We start from the raw sequence: 15,722 nt of genomic DNA, 5'->3' as shown, positions 1-15,722 counted from the left end.
CAGGTCGGCCTGCGTCCATACGTCGTACGCCGACGCACCTGGACGGGTGCCCGGAGGTTGGACCCCTGCACGGGTGACTACGATGGGCCAGCCGGTGGCCGAAGGGGCCGCACGGCCCACCGACCCCTCGGGAAGGCCATGCTGAACAAGTACGCGCGTGCATTTTTTACGCGTGTCCTCACACCGTTCGCCGCACTGCTGCTCCGTCTCGGTGTGAGCCCTGACGCGGTCACGCTCATCGGTACGGCCGGAGTGATGGCGGGCGCGCTGGTCTTCTTCCCCATGGGGGAGTTCTTCTGGGGCACGATCGTCATCACGATCTTCGTCTTCTCCGACCTCATCGACGGAAACATGGCCCGGCAGGCCGGTATCTCCAGCCGTTGGGGCGCGTTCCTGGACTCGACCCTGGACCGGGTCGCCGACGGGGCGATCTTCGGCGGATTCGCGCTCTGGTACGCGGGCAACGGCGACGACAACGTGCTGTGCGCCGTGGCGATCTTCTGCCTGGCGAGCGGCCAGGTGGTCTCGTACACGAAGGCCCGCGGCGAGTCGATCGGGCTGCCGGTCGCGGTCAACGGTCTGGTCGAGCGTGCCGAGCGCCTGGTGATCTCGTTGGTGGCGGCCGGGCTGGCCGGGCTCCACAAGTTCGGTGTGCCGGGGATCGACATCCTGCTGCCGATCGCGCTGTGGATCGTCGCCGTCGGCAGTCTGGTGACGCTCGTGCAGCGGGTGGTGACCGTGCGCCGCGAGTCCGCGGAGGCCGACGCGGCCGCCGCGGCGGCGGACCGGGGGAGCGAGGCCGCACAGTGAGCGGCGCCCAGGGGGAGTCGAAGCCGGGGCTCAAGGACCGGCTGACCGACGGCCTGTACGGGCTCGGCTGGGGCGCGGTCAAGAAGCTCCCCGAACCGGTCGCGCAGGCCCTCTTCCGTACCCTCGCCGACCAGGTGTGGAAGCGGCGCGGCAAGAGTGTGCTGCGGCTGGAGTCGAACCTGGCGAGGGTGGTGCCGGACGCGAGCCCGGCCCGCCTCGCCGAGCTCTCCAGGGCCGGGATGCGTTCGTACATGCGCTACTGGATGGAGTCGTTCCGTCTGCCGACGTGGAGCCCGGAGCGGATCAAGGCCGGCATAGACGTGACGGACGCCCACCGGCTGACCGACGGTCTCGTTGCCGGACGCGGCGTGATCCTCGCCCTGCCCCACCTGGCCAACTGGGACCTGGCCGGGGCCTGGGTCACCACCGATATGAAGGTGCCGTTCACCACGGTCGCCGAGCGGCTGAAGCCCGAATCGCTGTACGACCGGTTCGTCGCCTACCGCGAGGGGCTCGGCATGGAGGTCCTGCCGCACACCGGCGGGTCCGCCTTCGGCACCCTGGCACGGCGACTGCGCGACGGCGGCCTGGTCTGCCTGGTCTCCGACCGCGATCTGTCCGCGTCCGGTGTCGAGGTGACGTTCTTCGGCGACACGGCACGGATGCCCGCCGGTCCCGCGTTGCTGGCCCAGCAGACCGGTGCGCTGCTGCTGCCCGTGACCCTCCGGTACGACGGGACTCCGGTGATGAAGGCGCGGATCCACCCGGCCGTCGAGGTGCCCGGGTCAGGTACGCGTACCGAGAAGACGTCTGTGATGACACAGGCGCTGGCCGATGCCTTCGCCACCGGAATCGCGGAGCACCCGGAGGACTGGCACATGCTGCAGCGGCTCTGGCTCGCCGACCTCGAGCCCAGGGAGGAGCAGCCGTGAAGATCGGCATCGTCTGCCCGTACTCCTGGGACGTACCGGGCGGTGTGCAGTTCCACATCCGCGACCTGGCCGAGCACCTGATCCGCCTCGGTCACCAGGTGTCGGTGCTGGCCCCCGCCGACGACGAGACGCCGCTGCCGCCGTACGTGGTGTCGGCGGGCCGGGCCGTGCCCGTCCCGTACAACGGCTCCGTCGCCCGGCTGAACTTCGGATTCCTCTCCGCTGCGCGGGTGCGCCGCTGGCTGCACGACGGCACCTTCGACGTGATCCACATTCATGAGCCGACCTCGCCGTCGCTGGGGCTGCTCACCTGCTGGGCCGCACAGGGGCCGATCGTCGCAACGTTCCACACCTCCAACCCGCGCTCCCGGGCGATGATCGCCGCGTACCCGATCCTGCAGCCCGCGCTGGAGAAGATCAGCGCGCGCATCGCGGTGAGCGAGTACGCGCGCCGGACCCTGGTCGAGCACCTCGGCGGTGACGCGGTGGTCATTCCGAACGGGGTCGATGTCGGCTTCTTCGACAAGGCCGAGCCCAGGCCCGAATGGCAGGGCGGGACGATCGGCTTCATCGGGCGCATCGACGAGCCGCGCAAGGGCCTGCCCGTCCTGATGAGGGCACTGCCCGCGATCCTCGCCGCCCGCCCGGACACCAGGCTGCTGGTGGCGGGCCGGGGCGACGAGGAGGAGGCCGTCGCCTCGCTGCCCGAGGAGATGCGCGAGCGCGTCGAATTCCTCGGCATGGTGAGCGACGAGGACAAGGCACGGCTGCTGCGCAGTGTCGATGTCTACGTGGCCCCCAACACGGGCGGCGAGAGCTTCGGGATCATTCTGGTCGAGGCGATGTCGGCGGGCGCACCGGTCCTCGCCAGCGATCTGGATGCGTTCGCCCAGGTGCTGGACCTGGGCGCGGCGGGTGAGCTGTTCGCCAACGAGGACGCGGACGCGCTTGCGGCGGCGGCGATCCGGCTGCTGGGCGATCCTGCGCGGCGCGCGGAGCTGAGCGAACGGGGCCGCGCGCATGTGCGGCGGTTCGACTGGTCGACGGTGGCGGCGGACATCCTCGCGGTGTACGAGACGGTGACGGACGGGGCCGCATCGGTGGCGACGGACGAACGCACGGGGCTGCGGGCCCGGTTCGGGCTGGCCCGTCCCTGAGGCCGGACGCTCCGGCTTCGTGCCGGCCGGACCGGGGCGGTCCGGGGCTTCGTGCGGTCCGGCTCGGGGCCGTGGAGCTCAGGCCCGGGCACCTCGGTCCCGTCCGTCCCGGGCCCGGCCGGCGCGATTGAGGACCAGGGGCCGGGGCTGCTTCCCGGGCAGCGGCGGGGGCCGCAGGGCCGGGCCGCGCGCCCCCGACGGTAGCCTTGCGGCCCGTGACCGAAACCCTCATCTGGATCGCCGTCGCGCTCGTCGCGATCGGCCTGTACCTCAGCTGGACCGCCGGACGACTGGACCGGCTGCACACGCGGATCGACGCCGCCCGCGCCGCCCTCGACGCACAACTGCTGCGCCGTGCCTCGGTCACCCAGGAACTGGCCACGTCCGGTGTCCTCGACCCGGCCGCGTCCATCGTGCTGTACGAGGCCGCGCACGCGGCCCGGCAGTCGGAGGAGGAGCACCGCGAGGTCGCGGAGAGCGAGCTCAGCACCGCGCTGCGGGCGGTGTTCGGCGAGCCGGCCCAGGTGGAGGCCGTGAAGGAGATCCCCGGCGGCGAGGAGGCCGCGTCCGAGCTGGCCGCGGCCGTGCGGCGGGTCCCGATGGCGCGGCGGTTTCACAACGACGCGGTGCGCGCGGCGCGTGCGCTGCGCAGGCACCGCACGGTGCGCTGGTTCCGGCTGGCCGGACACGCGCCGTTCCCCTTGGCCTTCGAGATGGACGATGAGCCGCCGGTCGCGCTGGCGGACCGCCCGGTCAGCTGACATGTGAACGGCCGTCACCGGGCCCCGTACGCGGCCGCCTCGCCCCGTACAGCCGTCCCGCACAGGCCTGCCACCCGTGCTGAGCGGGTCCACACCCCTCTCCGCCGCAAGGCGCGCCGTTCGTCCCGTACACGGTCGTACGCCGCCAAAACGATCCACCGGCCTGCCATTGGCCCTTGCTGTGGACTGGTTCCGAGGAGTTTGCTCAGCAGAGCACCAACGAGCACTATCAGCATCTTTTTCTCCGAGTGAGGTCGATCCGTGTCCACGCTTCCCACCACCCCGCAGTCCACCGACTCCCCGGCGACCGGCACCGCGCGCGTCAAGCGCGGCATGGCCGAGCAGCTCAAGGGCGGCGTGATCATGGACGTCGTCAACGCCGAGCAGGCGAAGATCGCCGAGGACGCGGGCGCCGTGGCCGTCATGGCCCTCGAGCGGGTGCCCGCCGACATCCGCAAGGACGGCGGAGTGGCCCGGATGTCCGACCCGAACATGATCGAAGAGATCATCGAGGCCGTCTCCATCCCGGTGATGGCGAAGTCACGTATCGGCCACTTCGTCGAGGCCCAGGTCCTCCAGTCCCTCGGCGTCGACTACATCGACGAGTCCGAGGTCCTCACCCCGGCCGACGAGGTCAACCACAGCGACAAGTTCGCCTTCACCACGCCGTTCGTCTGCGGCGCCACCAACCTGGGCGAGGCGCTGCGACGCATCGCCGAGGGTGCGGCCATGATCCGCTCGAAGGGCGAGGCCGGCACCGGCAACGTCGTCGAGGCGGTCCGCCACCTGCGCCAGATCAAGAACGAGATCGCCCGGCTGCGCGGCTACGACAACAACGAGCTGTACGCCGCAGCCAAGGAGCTCCGCGCCCCGTACGAGCTGGTCAAGGAGGTCGCCGAGCTCGGCAAGCTGCCCGTCGTCCTGTTCTCCGCAGGTGGCGTCGCCACCCCGGCCGACGCCGCGCTGATGCGCCAGCTCGGCGCCGAGGGCGTCTTCGTCGGCTCCGGCATCTTCAAGTCCGGCGACCCGGCCAAGCGCGCCGCCGCCATCGTGAAGGCCACCACCTTCTACGACGACCCGAAGATCATCGCGGACGCCTCCCGCAACCTGGGCGAGGCCATGGTCGGCATCAACTGCGACACGCTGCCCGAGACCGAGCGCTACGCCAACCGCGGCTGGTAGTCACTGATGAGCGACACCCCTGTGATCGGAGTCCTGGCTCTCCAGGGCGACGTACGGGAGCACCTGATCGCCCTGGCCTCGGCTGATGCCCTGGCCAGGCCGATCCGGCGCCCCGAGGAGCTCGCCGAGGTGGACGGTCTCGTCATCCCCGGCGGCGAGTCCACCACCATGTCCAAGCTGGCCGTCCTGTTCGGCATGATGGAACCGCTGCGCGAGCGGGTACGCGCCGGAATGCCGGTCTACGGCACCTGCGCGGGAATGATCCTGCTGGCGGACAAGATCCTCGACCCGCGTTCGGGCCAGGAGACCGTCGGCGGCATCGACATGATTGTGCGCCGCAACGCCTTCGGGCGGCAGAACGAGTCCTTCGAGGCGGCCGTCGAGGTCACCGGAATCGACGGCGGTCCGGTCGAGGGCGTCTTCATCCGGGCCCCCTGGGTGGAGTCGGTCGGCGCACAGGCCCAGGTCGTGGCCGAGCACGGCGGTCACATCGTCGCCGTACGGCAGGGAAACGCCCTGGCGACGTCATTTCACCCGGAACTGACCGGGGACCACCGAGTTCACGCGCTCTTCGTCGACATGGTGCGCACAGTCAACTGACTCGATCCCGGTAGGATCTCTCGGGTTCGTTAAGAAATTGGTGACGCGAAGGAGACAGGCAGATGTCCGGCCACTCTAAATGGGCTACGACGAAGCACAAGAAGGCCGTGATTGACGCCAAGCGCGGCAAGCTCTTCGCGAAGCTGATCAAGAACATCGAGGTCGCGGCCCGCACCGGCGGTGTGGACCCCGAGGGCAACCCGACCCTCGTCGACGCGATCCAGAAGGCCAAGAAGAGCTCCGTCCCGAACAAGAACATCGACTCCGCGGTCAAGCGCGGTGGCGGTCTCGAAGCGGGCGGCGTCGACTATCAGACGATCATGTACGAGGGTTACGGCCCGAACGGTGTCGCGGTGCTCATCGAGTGCCTCACCGACAACCGCAACCGTGCCGCCTCCGACGTACGGGTCGCGATGACCCGCAACGGCGGCTCGATGGCCGACCCGGGTTCGGTCTCGTACCTCTTCAACCGCAAGGGCGTCGTCATCGTCCCCAAGGGTGAGCTGACCGAGGACGACGTCCTCGGTGCGGTGCTCGACGCGGGCGCCGAGGAGGTCAACGACCTCGGTGAGTCCTACGAGGTCGTCAGCGAGGCCACCGACATGGTCGCGGTCCGTACCGCGCTCCAGCAGGCCGGCATCGACTACGACTCCGCCGAGGCCAACTTCCTGCCCACCATGCAGGTCGAGCTGGACGAAGAGGGCGCACGCAAGATCTTCAAGCTGATCGACGCGCTGGAGGACAGCGACGACGTGCAGAACGTCTTCGCCAACTTCGACGTCTCGGACGAGGTCATGGAGAAGGTCGACGCCTGAGGCGCACTCAGCACAGCCTTCAGCACGGGCCGGCGGGGACACACCCCGTCGGCCCGTCGCATTGTCAGTGCGAGCCGATAGCCTGCGGGAACAGTTGACCGATCGGCAGAGGGGGCGCTTCATGCGGGTACTGGGCGTGGACCCGGGGCTGACCCGGTGCGGCGTCGGCGTCGTCGAAGGCGTCGCGGGCCGCCCTCTGAAGATGCTCGGGGTCGGCGTCGTGCGCACCCCGGCCGATGCGGAGCTCGGCCACCGGCTGATCGCCATCGAGCGAGGCATCGAGGAGTGGCTCGACGAACACCGTCCCGAATTCGTCGCCGTGGAGCGGGTGTTCAGCCAGCACAACGTCCGTACGGTGATGGGCACCGCCCAGGCCAGTGCAGTCGCCATGCTCTGCGCCTCCCGTCGCGGCATCCCCGTCGCCCTGCACACCCCCAGTGAGGTCAAGGCCGCCGTCACCGGCAGCGGCCGCGCCGACAAGGCACAGGTCGGCGCGATGGTCACTCGGCTGCTGAGGCTCGACGCCCCGCCGAAGCCGGCCGACGCCGCCGACGCGCTGGCCCTCGCCATCTGCCACATATGGCGGGCCCCGGCCGTCAACCGCCTCCAGCAGGCACATGCGGCTGCTGCCGCGGCCCGCACCCCACGCGTTCCCCGTACCCCCGCAGTTCCCGTCCGGAAGGTCCCCCGATGATCGCCTTCGTCAGCGGCCCCGTCGCCGCACTCGCCCCGACCACGGCCGTGATCGAGGTCGGTGGCATCGGCATGGCCGTCCAGTGCAGCCCCCACACGCTTGCCGACCTGCGGATCGGCCAGGAGGCCAGGCTGGCCACCTCGCTCGTCGTGCGGGAGGACTCGCTGACGCTCTACGGCTTCGCCGACGACGACCAGCGGCAGGTCTTCGAGCTCCTGCAGACCGCCAGCGGCGTCGGCCCGAGGCTCGCCCAGGCGATGCTGGCCGTGCACAGCCCGGACGCCCTGCGCCTCGCCGTCTCCGCCGGCGACGAGAAGGCGCTCACCGCTGTCCCCGGCATCGGTAAGAAGGGCGCGCAGAAACTCCTGCTCGATCTGAAGGACAGGCTCGGCGAGCCCGTCGGTGCCCACATCGGCCGGCAGGGCATCGGCACCGCCGTCACCTCCTCCTGGCGCGACCAGCTGCAGGCCGCCCTGATCGGCCTCGGCTACGCGAGCCGTGAGGCCGACGAAGCGGTCTCCGCCGTTGCCCCGCAGGCCGAGGCCGCCCTCGCCGAGGGCGCCCAGCCGCCCGTGCCGCAACTGCTGCGCGCCGCACTGCAGACGCTCAACCGCGCACGCTGACCGGACGCGACACCCCGACGCACGGGCATCGCACGGCCCGGCACCGAAACACCCGAGGCGGGACTGACCGAATGAACTGGGACGACACCGGACCCGACACCGACGAGCGCCTCGTCGACGCAGGCGCGGACGGCGAGGACACCGCGGTCGAAGCCGCCCTGCGGCCGAAGGACCTCGACGAGTTCGTCGGCCAGGAGAAGGTGCGCGAACAGCTCGACCTGGTCCTGAAGGCGGCCCGCGCCCGCGGCGCCACCGCCGACCACGTCCTGCTCTCCGGTGCCCCCGGCCTCGGCAAGACCACCCTCTCCATGATCATCGCCGCCGAGATGGAGGCCCCGATCCGGATCACCTCCGGCCCCGCCATCCAGCACGCGGGCGATCTCGCCGCGATCCTCTCCTCCCTCCAGGAGGGCGAGGTCCTCTTCCTCGACGAGATCCACCGCATGTCACGGCCCGCCGAAGAGATGCTCTATATGGCCATGGAGGACTTCCGGGTCGACGTCATCGTCGGCAAGGGCCCCGGCGCCACCGCCATCCCGCTGGAGCTGCCGCCCTTCACCCTGGTCGGCGCCACCACCCGGGCCGGACTCCTGCCGCCCCCGCTGCGCGACCGCTTCGGCTTCACCGGCCACATGGAGTTCTACGCCCCCGCCGAACTGGAACGCGTCATCCACCGCTCGGCCCGCCTGCTCGACGTCGCGATAGACGCCGAGGGTGCTGCCGAGATCGCCGGCCGCTCCCGCGGTACGCCCCGTATCGCCAACCGGCTGCTGCGCCGCGTCCGCGACTACGCCCAGGTCAAGGCGGACGGCTGGATCGACCGCACCGTCGCCGCCGCGGCACTCAAGGTGTACGAGGTCGACGCCAGGGGCCTGGACCGGCTGGACCGGGCGGTGCTCGGTGCGCTGCTGAAGCTCTTCGGCGGCGGCCCGGTCGGCCTGTCCACCCTCGCAGTGGCCGTGGGGGAGGAGCGCGAGACGGTCGAGGAGGTCGCGGAGCCCTTCCTGGTACGGGAAGGTCTGCTGGCCAGGACGCCGAGGGGCCGGGTCGCCACCCCGGCGGCCTGGACCCATCTGGGTCTCGTCCCCCCGTCCCATGACGGAAAAGGACAACAGGGTCTTTTTGGGGCGTGATGCGTCACAGGTTGGCCCAGATCAGGAACCACGGTGCCATGCTGGGCGTTGTTCCATCGATGCGGACTCGCTTAGACTCCGCCGATGCCGTCCGTACAGGACGGCGTACCCACCCCCGTAGATCAGGCCGCATTTCAGCGCGGTCGTGCGAAGGAAACTCGTCCCGTGAATCCCGTGACTCTCCTCCCCTTCATCGTGCTCATCGGGGCCATGTTCCTGATGACCCGGTCCGCCAAGAAGAAGCAGGCTGCCGCCGCGCAGATGCGCAACGACATGCAGCCCGGCACCGGCGTCCGGACGATCGGGGGCATGTACGCCACCGTCAAGGAGCTGCACGACGACACGGTTGTCCTTGAGGTCGCACCCGGCGTCCACGCCATCTACGCCAAGAACGCCATCGGCGCCGTCCTCGACGACGCGGAGTACAACCGGATCGTCCACGGTGACGGCGACGACATCGACGGCGCGATCGTGCCGGACGACGCCTCCTCGCTGACCGAGGCGGCCGGTTCCGACGAGCCCGTCGAGGCCGACGCGGACGAAGACTCCTCGGACAACGCCAAGATCGACCTGGGCAAGAAGGCCGACGACGTCGAGCCGAAGGTCGAGTCGAAGGACGTCAAGGCCGATGAGAAGGCCGACGGCGAGGCCGACGCGAAGTAGGGCATGAATCGGGGGATGCTGTGAGCCTACCGGCGTCCGGCATCCCCCGGAACGTGCGGTCTTCTGCGGGGGCAGGTCCCCACAACACTTCGTGGCCGCTCGGGCGCGTACCCGGCGCGGGGCGGTTGGACAGGGAGAAACGAGAAGGTGGCAGCACCGAAGAAGGGCCGAGGGCCGTCCGGCGGTCAGGGCAGGCCGGGGCGTGCCCTGGCTCTGATCCTGATCGCCATGGTCGCGCTCACCGGCGGGATGTTCTTGTCCGGTCACACCACGCCTCGGCTGGGTATCGACCTGGCGGGCGGCACGTCGATCACGCTCAAGGCGAAGAGCCAGCCCGGCAAGCCTGACGCGATCAACCCGACCAACATGGACACCGCGGTCAGCATCATCGAACGCCGTGTCAATGGTCTGGGTGTCTCGGAGGCCGAGGTCCAGACCCAGGGCCGGGACAACATCATCGTCAACATCCCCAAGGGGACGAACTCGAAGCAGGCCCGGGAACAGGTCGGCACGACCGCCCAGCTCTACTTCCGGCCCGTGCTCACCGTAACCGCAGGCCAGGCGACGCCCACCGACGCCGCCAGCCCCTCGGCATCCGGTTCGGCCAAGCCGAGCGCGTCGCCCAGCGACAAGGAGACGGCGTCCGGTTCGAAGGCCACCCCGTCGGCCGGCGCCACCACCCAGGGCCGCGCGGTCACCGGCGCCCTGACGAAGGACACGTCGCCCAGCCCCAGCGCCAGCGCCTCCGGCACGCCGAAGGCGTCCGCGAGCCCCTCGGCCTCGGTCGACCCGGCCACCGCCGAGCTCCAGAAGCGGTTCGCCGCTCTGGACTGCTCCACCAAGGCCGGCCGTGCGAAGGCCGGTGCCAACGCGAAGCCCACCGACACCACGATCGCGTGCAGCTCTGAGGGTGACGCCAAGTACGTCCTCGGCCCGGCCGAGGTCTCCGGTACGGACGTGGACAGCGCCAAGGCCACGATCGACCAGCAGCGCGGCATGTGGATCGTGCAGATGGACTTCACCGACAAGGGCTCGAAGAAGTTCCAGCAGATCACCTCCAAGCTCTCCCAGCAGCAGTCGCCGATGAACCAGTTCGCCATCGCGCTCGACGGCGAGGTCGTCTCCGCGCCCCAGGTGAACGAGACGCTCAGCGGCAGCGCCGAGATCTCCGGCAGCTTCACCCAGCAGTCCGCCCAGGACCTGGCGAACGTGCTGTCGTACGGTGCGCTCCCGCTGTCCTTCGACGAGGACACGGTCACCACCGTCACCGCCGCGCTCGGCGGTGAGCAGCTCCAGGCGGGCCTGATCGCCGGTGCGATCGGTCTGGCCCTGGTCGTCATCTACCTGGTGGCCTACTACCGCGGCCTTGCGTTCATCGCGCTCCTGAGCCTTCTGGTCTCCGGCGTCCTGACCTACACGCTCATGTCGCTGCTCGGCCCGGCCATCGGCTTCGCGCTGAACCTCCCCGCCGTCTGTGGTGCCATCGTGGCGATCGGTATCACCGCGGACTCGTTCATCGTGTACTTCGAACGCATCCGGGACGAGATCCGCGACGGCCGCACGCTGCGTCCGGCCGTCGAGCGTGCCTGGCCGCGCGCCCGGCGCACCATCCTGGTCTCCGACTTCGTGTCGTTCCTCGCCGCCGCGGTGCTCTTCATCGTCACCGTCGGCAAGGTCCAGGGATTCGCCTTCACGCTGGGTCTCACCACCCTGCTCGACGTGGTCGTGGTGTTCCTCTTCACCAAGCCCGTCATGACGCTGATGGCCCGTACGAAGTTCTTCTCCGGCGGTCACCCGTGGTCCGGCCTGGACCCGAAGCGGCTCGGCGCCAAGCCGCCGCTGCGCCGCACGCGTCGTGTCAACGCCCCCACCGACCCGAAGGAGGCGTGAGATGTCGCGACTCGGCAGTCTCGGCTCCCGGCTCTACCGCGGCGAGGTCGCTTACGACTTCATCGGCAAGCGCAAGATCTGGTACGGCGTCTCGATCCTGATCACCATCACGGCCGTGGTCGCCCTGGCGGTCGGCGGTCTCAACATGGGGATCGAGTTCAAGGGTGGTGCGGTCTTCACCACTCCGTCGACCAGCTCCACGGTCGCCCAGGCGGAGGAGTCCGCGGTCTCCGCCTCCGGACACCAGGCGATCGTCCAGAAGCTCGGCAACGGCGGTCTGCGTATTCAGATCACCGAAGTCGACCTGGCGAAGTCGGACGCGATCAAGACGGAGCTCGCCAAGGACCTCAAGGTCCCCGAGGAGAAGATCAACGCCGACCTGGTCGGCCCCAGCTGGGGTGAGCAGATCGCCAACAAGGCCTGGACCGGCCTCGGCGTCTTCATGATCCTCGTGGTGATCTACCTGGCCATCGCGTTCGAGTGGCGCATGGCCATCGCGGCCCTCGTCGCGCTGATCCACGACATCACCATCACGGTCGGGATCTACGCCCTGGTCGGCTTCGAGGTCACCCCGGGCACCGTGATCGGTCTGCTGACCATCCTCGGTTACTCCTTGTACGACACGGTCGTCGTCTTCGACAGCCTCAAGGAGGGCACGAAGGGGATCACCAAGCAGACCCGCTGGACGTACAGCGAGATCGCCAACCGCTCGATCAACGGCACGCTGGTCCGTTCCATCAACACCACCGTCGTGGCGCTGCTGCCGGTCGCCGGTCTGCTGTTCATCGGTGGCGGTGTCCTCGGCGCAGGCATGCTGAACGACATCTCGCTGTCGCTCTTCGTCGGCCTCGCCGCCGGTGCGTATTCCTCGATCTTCATCGCCACCCCGCTGGTCGCCGACCTCAAGGAACGCGAGCCGCAGATGAAGGCCCTGAAGAAGCGGATCCTCGCCAAGCGCGCGGCAGCCGCCGCCAAGGGCGAGTCAGCCGAGGACGAGCAGTCGTACGACGACGACGTCCCCGTGGACGCCGCACCCACCGCTGCGGTGGTCGGCCAGCGCCAGCAGCCCAGGGGCCACGGCCGGACCCCGGGGAAGCGCTGATGACCAGCACCACCGAGAGCATCAGGGAACTGCTGCTCAGCCGGATCCGTGATGTGGCGGACTACCCGAAGCCGGGTGTGATGTTCAAGGACATCACCCCGCTGCTTGCGGACCCGGTGGCGTTCACGGCTCTCACCGACTCCCTCGCGGAGCTGTGCGTCCGGCACGGCGCCACGAAGATCGTCGGTCTGGAGGCGCGCGGCTTCATCCTGGCCGCGCCGGTCGCGGTCCGGGCCGGGCTCGGTTTCGTACCCGTCCGCAAGGCCGGGAAGCTGCCCGGAGCCACGCTCAGCCAGGCGTACGAGCTGGAGTACGGCACCGCGGAGATCGAGATCCACGCCGAGGACCTCGCCCCCGACGACCGGATCATGGTGATCGACGACGTCCTCGCCACCGGCGGCACCGCAGAGGCCTCGCTGGAGCTGATCCGGCGGGCCGGTGCCCAGGTCGCGGGCGTCGCGGTCCTCATGGAGCTCGGCTTCCTCGCCGGCCGGGTCCGGTTGGAGCAGGGGCTCGCAGGTGCCCCGCTGGAGGCTCTGATCACGATCTGAGCGTCGCCCGCGGTAGCGGACCGTACGCGGACGGCACACCCGCACACACAGGACGGGCACCCGGGAACAGCCGGGTGCCCGTCCCGCGTTGTGAAAGGTCCCACCGTCCCCGGGGGAGCTCCGGCCGCAGGGTCGATACGATGGCCTTTCCGGGTGTCCGGATCCGCACGAGGAGCGCTCTTGCCAGACGAGGCCCAGCCAGTCGCCGCCCCGCAGCCCGACAAGCCCGCGGCGGTCCCAGCCACGCCCGAGAAGAAGCAGCCCGTGGCGAAGGAGAAGCCGAAGCCCCCGGCCCCCGAACCTGTGCGCAGCCCGGCGCAGGCGCCCATCAAGACGAACGGGTCCGCCGCCGGCCGGCCGGCCGCGGCCTCGCCGGCGCCGACAGCCCCGAAGCCCCCGGCCAAGCCCGCCGTCAAGCCCGTGGCTCCGGCCGGCGCCGTGGCTCGTTCCGGCGGCTCCTCCAACCGGGTACGGGCCAGGCTCGCCCGGCTCGGGGTGCAGCGCTCCAGCCCGTACAACCCGGTCCTCGAACCGCTGCTGCGTGCTGTCCGCAGCAACGACCCCAAGATCGAGACGTCCACGCTGCGTCAGATCGAGCGCGCCTACCAGGTCGCCGAGCGCTGGCACCGCGGCCAGAAGCGCAAGAGCGGCGACCCGTACATCACGCACCCGCTCGCCGTCACGACGATCCTCGCCGAACTCGGCATGGACCCGGCGACGCTGATGGCGGGCCTGCTGCACGACACGGTCGAGGACACCGAGTACGGCCTCGACACGCTGCGTCGCGACTTCGGCGACCAGGTCGCGCTGCTCGTCGACGGCGTGACCAAGCTCGACAAGGTCAAGTTCGGCGAGGCCGCGCAGGCCGAGACCGTACGCAAGATGGTCGTCGCCATGGCCAAGGACCCTCGGGTCCTCGTCATCAAGCTCGCCGACCGGCTGCACAACATGCGCACCATGCGCTATCTCAAGCGGGAGAAGCAGGAGAAAAAGGCCCGCGAGACGCTGGAGATCTACGCGCCGCTGGCACACCGGCTGGGCATGAACACCATCAAGTGGGAACTGGAGGACCTCGCCTTCGCGATCCTCTACCCCAAGATGTACGACGAGATCGTCCGTCTCGTCGCCGAGCGGGCGCCCAAGCGCGACGAGTACCTCGCCATAGTGACCGACGAGGTCCAGGCCGACCTGCGCGCCGCCCGGATCAAGGCCACCGTCACCGGACGCCCGAAGCACTACTACAGCGTCTACCAGAAGATGATCGTGCGGGGCCGGGACTTCGCCGAGATCTACGACCTGGTGGGCATCCGCGTCCTCGTCGACACCGTTCGCGACTGTTATGCGGCACTCGGCACCGTGCACGCGCGATGGAATCCGGTCCCCGGCCGGTTCAAGGACTACATCGCGATGCCCAAGTTCAACATGTACCAGTCGCTGCACACCACGGTGATCGGTCCCAGCGGCAAGCCCGTCGAGCTGCAGATCCGCACGTTCGACATGCACCGCCGCGCCGAGTACGGCATTGCCGCGCACTGGAAGTACAAGCAGGAGGCCGTCGCGGGCGCCTCCAAGGTCCGTACCGACGTACCGAAGAACACCGGCCGCGGCCAGGACACCGTCAACGACATGGCGTGGCTGCGCCAGCTCCTGGACTGGCAGAAGGAGACCGAGGACCCCAGCGAGTTCCTGGACTCGCTGCGCTTCGACCTCTCCCGCAACGAGGTCTTCGTCTTCACGCCCAAGGGCGACGTCATAGCGCTCCCCGCGGGTGCGACACCGGTCGACTTCGCGTACGCCGTGCACACGGAGGTCGGCCACCGGACCATAGGAGCACGGGTCAACGGGCGGCTCGTACCGCTCGAATCGACCCTCGACAACGGCGACCTGGTGGAGGTCTTCACCTCCAAGGCGTCCGGCGCGGGACCGTCCCGGGACTGGCTCGGCTTCGTCAAGTCGCCGCGCGCCCGGAACAAGATCCGCGCCTGGTTCTCCAAGGAGCGCCGCGACGAGGCGATCGAGCAGGGCAAGGACGCCATCGCGCGTGCCATGCGCAAGCAGAACCTGCCGATCCAGCGGATCCTGACCGGGGACTCGCTGGTCACGCTCGCCCACGAGATGCGCTACCCCGACATCTCGTCACTGTATGCGGCGATCGGCGAGGGCCATGTCGCGGCCGCAGGCGTCGTGCAGAAGCTGGTGCAGGCGCTCGGCGGGGAGGACGCCGCCAACGAGGATCTCGCGGAGAGCACGCCGCCGTCCCGCAGCCGCCACAAGCGCCGCTCCAACGCCGACCCGGGTGTGGTCGTCAAGGGCGTCGAGGACGTCTGGGTCAAACTGGCCCGCTGCTGTACGCCCGTACCCGGCGACCCGATCATCGGCTTCGTCACCCGCGGCAGCGGCGTCTCCGTGCACCGCGCCGACTGCGTCAACGTCGACTCGCTGTCGCAGCAGCCGGAGCGGATCCTCGAGGTCGAATGGGCACCCACCCAGTCCTCGGTCTTCCTGGTCGCCATCCAGGTCGAGGCACTGGACCGGTCGCGGCTGCTCTCGGACGTCACACGCGTCCTGTCCGACCAGCACGTCAACATCCTGTCCGCGGCCGTGCAGACCTCGCGGGACCGGGTGGCCACCTCGCGCTTCACCTTCGAGATGGGCGACCCGAAGCACCTCGGACACGTCCTGAAGGCTGTGCGGGGCGTGGAGGGCGTCTACGACGTCTACCGCGTGACCTCGGCCCGCAGGCCGTAAGCGCACCCCGCACGCACCAGGAAGGGGCTCCCGTACGTCACGTACGGGAGCCCCTTCCTGG

The 15,722-nt window shown here is 69.7% G+C and carries 15 protein-coding genes; all 15 read left to right on the top strand.

All coding sequences use genetic code 11. The features are described 5' to 3' along the window. Window positions 1–138 precede the first annotated feature (138 nt). The 15 genes from pgsA to ACWCP8_RS08505 all read left to right on the top strand — a co-directional run bounded on the left by pgsA (window position 139) and on the right by ACWCP8_RS08505 (window position 15,661). On the top strand, window positions 139–810 hold the full coding sequence (pgsA, locus tag ACWCP8_RS08575; RefSeq protein WP_352266153.1) for a phosphatidylinositol phosphate synthase: 672 nt from the start codon (window positions 139–141) through the stop codon (window positions 808–810). After that, on the top strand, window positions 807–1,742 hold the full coding sequence (locus ACWCP8_RS08570; RefSeq protein ID WP_352266154.1) for a phosphatidylinositol mannoside acyltransferase: 936 nt from the start codon (window positions 807–809) through the stop codon (window positions 1,740–1,742). Before pgsA ends, ACWCP8_RS08570 begins: the two co-directional genes overlap by 4 nt. Next, a complete protein-coding gene (locus tag ACWCP8_RS08565; RefSeq protein ID WP_355995569.1) occupies window positions 1,739–2,899 on the top strand; it encodes a glycosyltransferase family 4 protein in 1,161 nt (386 codons plus the stop codon). The genes ACWCP8_RS08570 and ACWCP8_RS08565 overlap by 4 nt, the downstream gene beginning before the upstream one ends. A 215-nt stretch (window positions 2,900–3,114) precedes the next feature. Then, on the top strand, window positions 3,115–3,660 hold the full coding sequence (locus ACWCP8_RS08560; protein ID WP_352266156.1) for a LemA family protein: 546 nt from the start codon (window positions 3,115–3,117) through the stop codon (window positions 3,658–3,660). A gap of 261 nt (window positions 3,661–3,921) precedes the next feature. After that, entirely contained in the window at window positions 3,922–4,842 is a 921-nt protein-coding gene (gene pdxS / locus ACWCP8_RS08555) for a pyridoxal 5'-phosphate synthase lyase subunit PdxS (RefSeq protein WP_030968722.1), read from the top strand. Between the two features lie 6 nt (window positions 4,843–4,848). Next, window positions 4,849–5,442 (top strand): pyridoxal 5'-phosphate synthase glutaminase subunit PdxT, encoded by a 594-nt coding sequence (gene pdxT / locus ACWCP8_RS08550; protein WP_451114983.1) that lies wholly within the window; start codon window positions 4,849–4,851, stop codon window positions 5,440–5,442. A gap of 62 nt (window positions 5,443–5,504) precedes the next feature. Continuing rightward, the gene (locus tag ACWCP8_RS08545; RefSeq protein ID WP_030918812.1) at window positions 5,505–6,257 is read left to right on the top strand and encodes a YebC/PmpR family DNA-binding transcriptional regulator; all 753 of its coding nucleotides are present in this window, start codon (window positions 5,505–5,507) and stop codon (window positions 6,255–6,257) included. A 121-nt stretch (window positions 6,258–6,378) separates the two neighbouring features. After that, window positions 6,379–6,951 carry a crossover junction endodeoxyribonuclease RuvC gene (gene ruvC / locus ACWCP8_RS08540; protein ID WP_352266158.1) on the top strand — a complete coding sequence of 191 codons (573 nt, stop codon included), beginning with the start codon at window positions 6,379–6,381 and terminating at the stop codon, window positions 6,949–6,951. Continuing rightward, a complete protein-coding gene (gene ruvA, locus ACWCP8_RS08535) occupies window positions 6,948–7,574 on the top strand; it encodes a Holliday junction branch migration protein RuvA (protein WP_352266159.1) in 627 nt (208 codons plus the stop codon). Before ruvC ends, ruvA begins: the two co-directional genes overlap by 4 nt. A 71-nt stretch (window positions 7,575–7,645) precedes the next feature. Next, entirely contained in the window at window positions 7,646–8,707 is a 1,062-nt protein-coding gene (ruvB, locus tag ACWCP8_RS08530; RefSeq protein WP_451114980.1) for a Holliday junction branch migration DNA helicase RuvB, read from the top strand. 165 nt (window positions 8,708–8,872) lie between these two features. Continuing rightward, on the top strand, window positions 8,873–9,370 hold the full coding sequence (gene yajC, locus ACWCP8_RS08525) for a preprotein translocase subunit YajC (protein ID WP_352266161.1): 498 nt from the start codon (window positions 8,873–8,875) through the stop codon (window positions 9,368–9,370). 147 nt (window positions 9,371–9,517) lie between these two features. After that, on the top strand, window positions 9,518–11,260 hold the full coding sequence (secD, locus tag ACWCP8_RS08520) for a protein translocase subunit SecD (RefSeq protein ID WP_355995581.1): 1,743 nt from the start codon (window positions 9,518–9,520) through the stop codon (window positions 11,258–11,260). A 1-nt stretch (window position 11,261) separates the two neighbouring features. After that, a complete protein-coding gene (gene secF / locus ACWCP8_RS08515; RefSeq protein WP_352266163.1) occupies window positions 11,262–12,362 on the top strand; it encodes a protein translocase subunit SecF in 1,101 nt (366 codons plus the stop codon). Beyond that, window positions 12,362–12,913, top strand: coding sequence for an adenine phosphoribosyltransferase (locus ACWCP8_RS08510; RefSeq protein ID WP_352266164.1), 552 nt, complete (start codon window positions 12,362–12,364; stop codon window positions 12,911–12,913). Before secF ends, ACWCP8_RS08510 begins: the two co-directional genes overlap by 1 nt. A 180-nt stretch (window positions 12,914–13,093) precedes the next feature. Further along, on the top strand, window positions 13,094–15,661 hold the full coding sequence (locus ACWCP8_RS08505; protein ID WP_451114977.1) for a RelA/SpoT family protein: 2,568 nt from the start codon (window positions 13,094–13,096) through the stop codon (window positions 15,659–15,661). Window positions 15,662–15,722: the final 61 nt, after the last annotated feature.

This window comes from Streptomyces sp. NPDC002206, assembly GCF_053593595.1.
This window is presented reverse-complemented; position numbering and strand designations above follow the sequence as displayed.

Coding starts and splice junctions, on each gene's coding strand:
- secF (WP_352266163.1), top strand. CDS start 11,262: ATGTCGCGACTCGGCAGTCTCGGCTCCCGGCTCTACCGCGGCGAGGTC.
- ruvB (WP_451114980.1), top strand. CDS start 7,646: ATGAACTGGGACGACACCGGACCCGACACCGACGAGCGCCTCGTCGAC.
- pdxT (WP_451114983.1), top strand. CDS start 4,849: ATGAGCGACACCCCTGTGATCGGAGTCCTGGCTCTCCAGGGCGACGTA.
- pgsA (WP_352266153.1), top strand. CDS start 139: ATGCTGAACAAGTACGCGCGTGCATTTTTTACGCGTGTCCTCACACCG.
- ACWCP8_RS08510 (WP_352266164.1), top strand. CDS start 12,362: ATGACCAGCACCACCGAGAGCATCAGGGAACTGCTGCTCAGCCGGATC.
- ruvA (WP_352266159.1), top strand. CDS start 6,948: ATGATCGCCTTCGTCAGCGGCCCCGTCGCCGCACTCGCCCCGACCACG.
- ruvC (WP_352266158.1), top strand. CDS start 6,379: ATGCGGGTACTGGGCGTGGACCCGGGGCTGACCCGGTGCGGCGTCGGC.
- ACWCP8_RS08545 (WP_030918812.1), top strand. CDS start 5,505: ATGTCCGGCCACTCTAAATGGGCTACGACGAAGCACAAGAAGGCCGTG.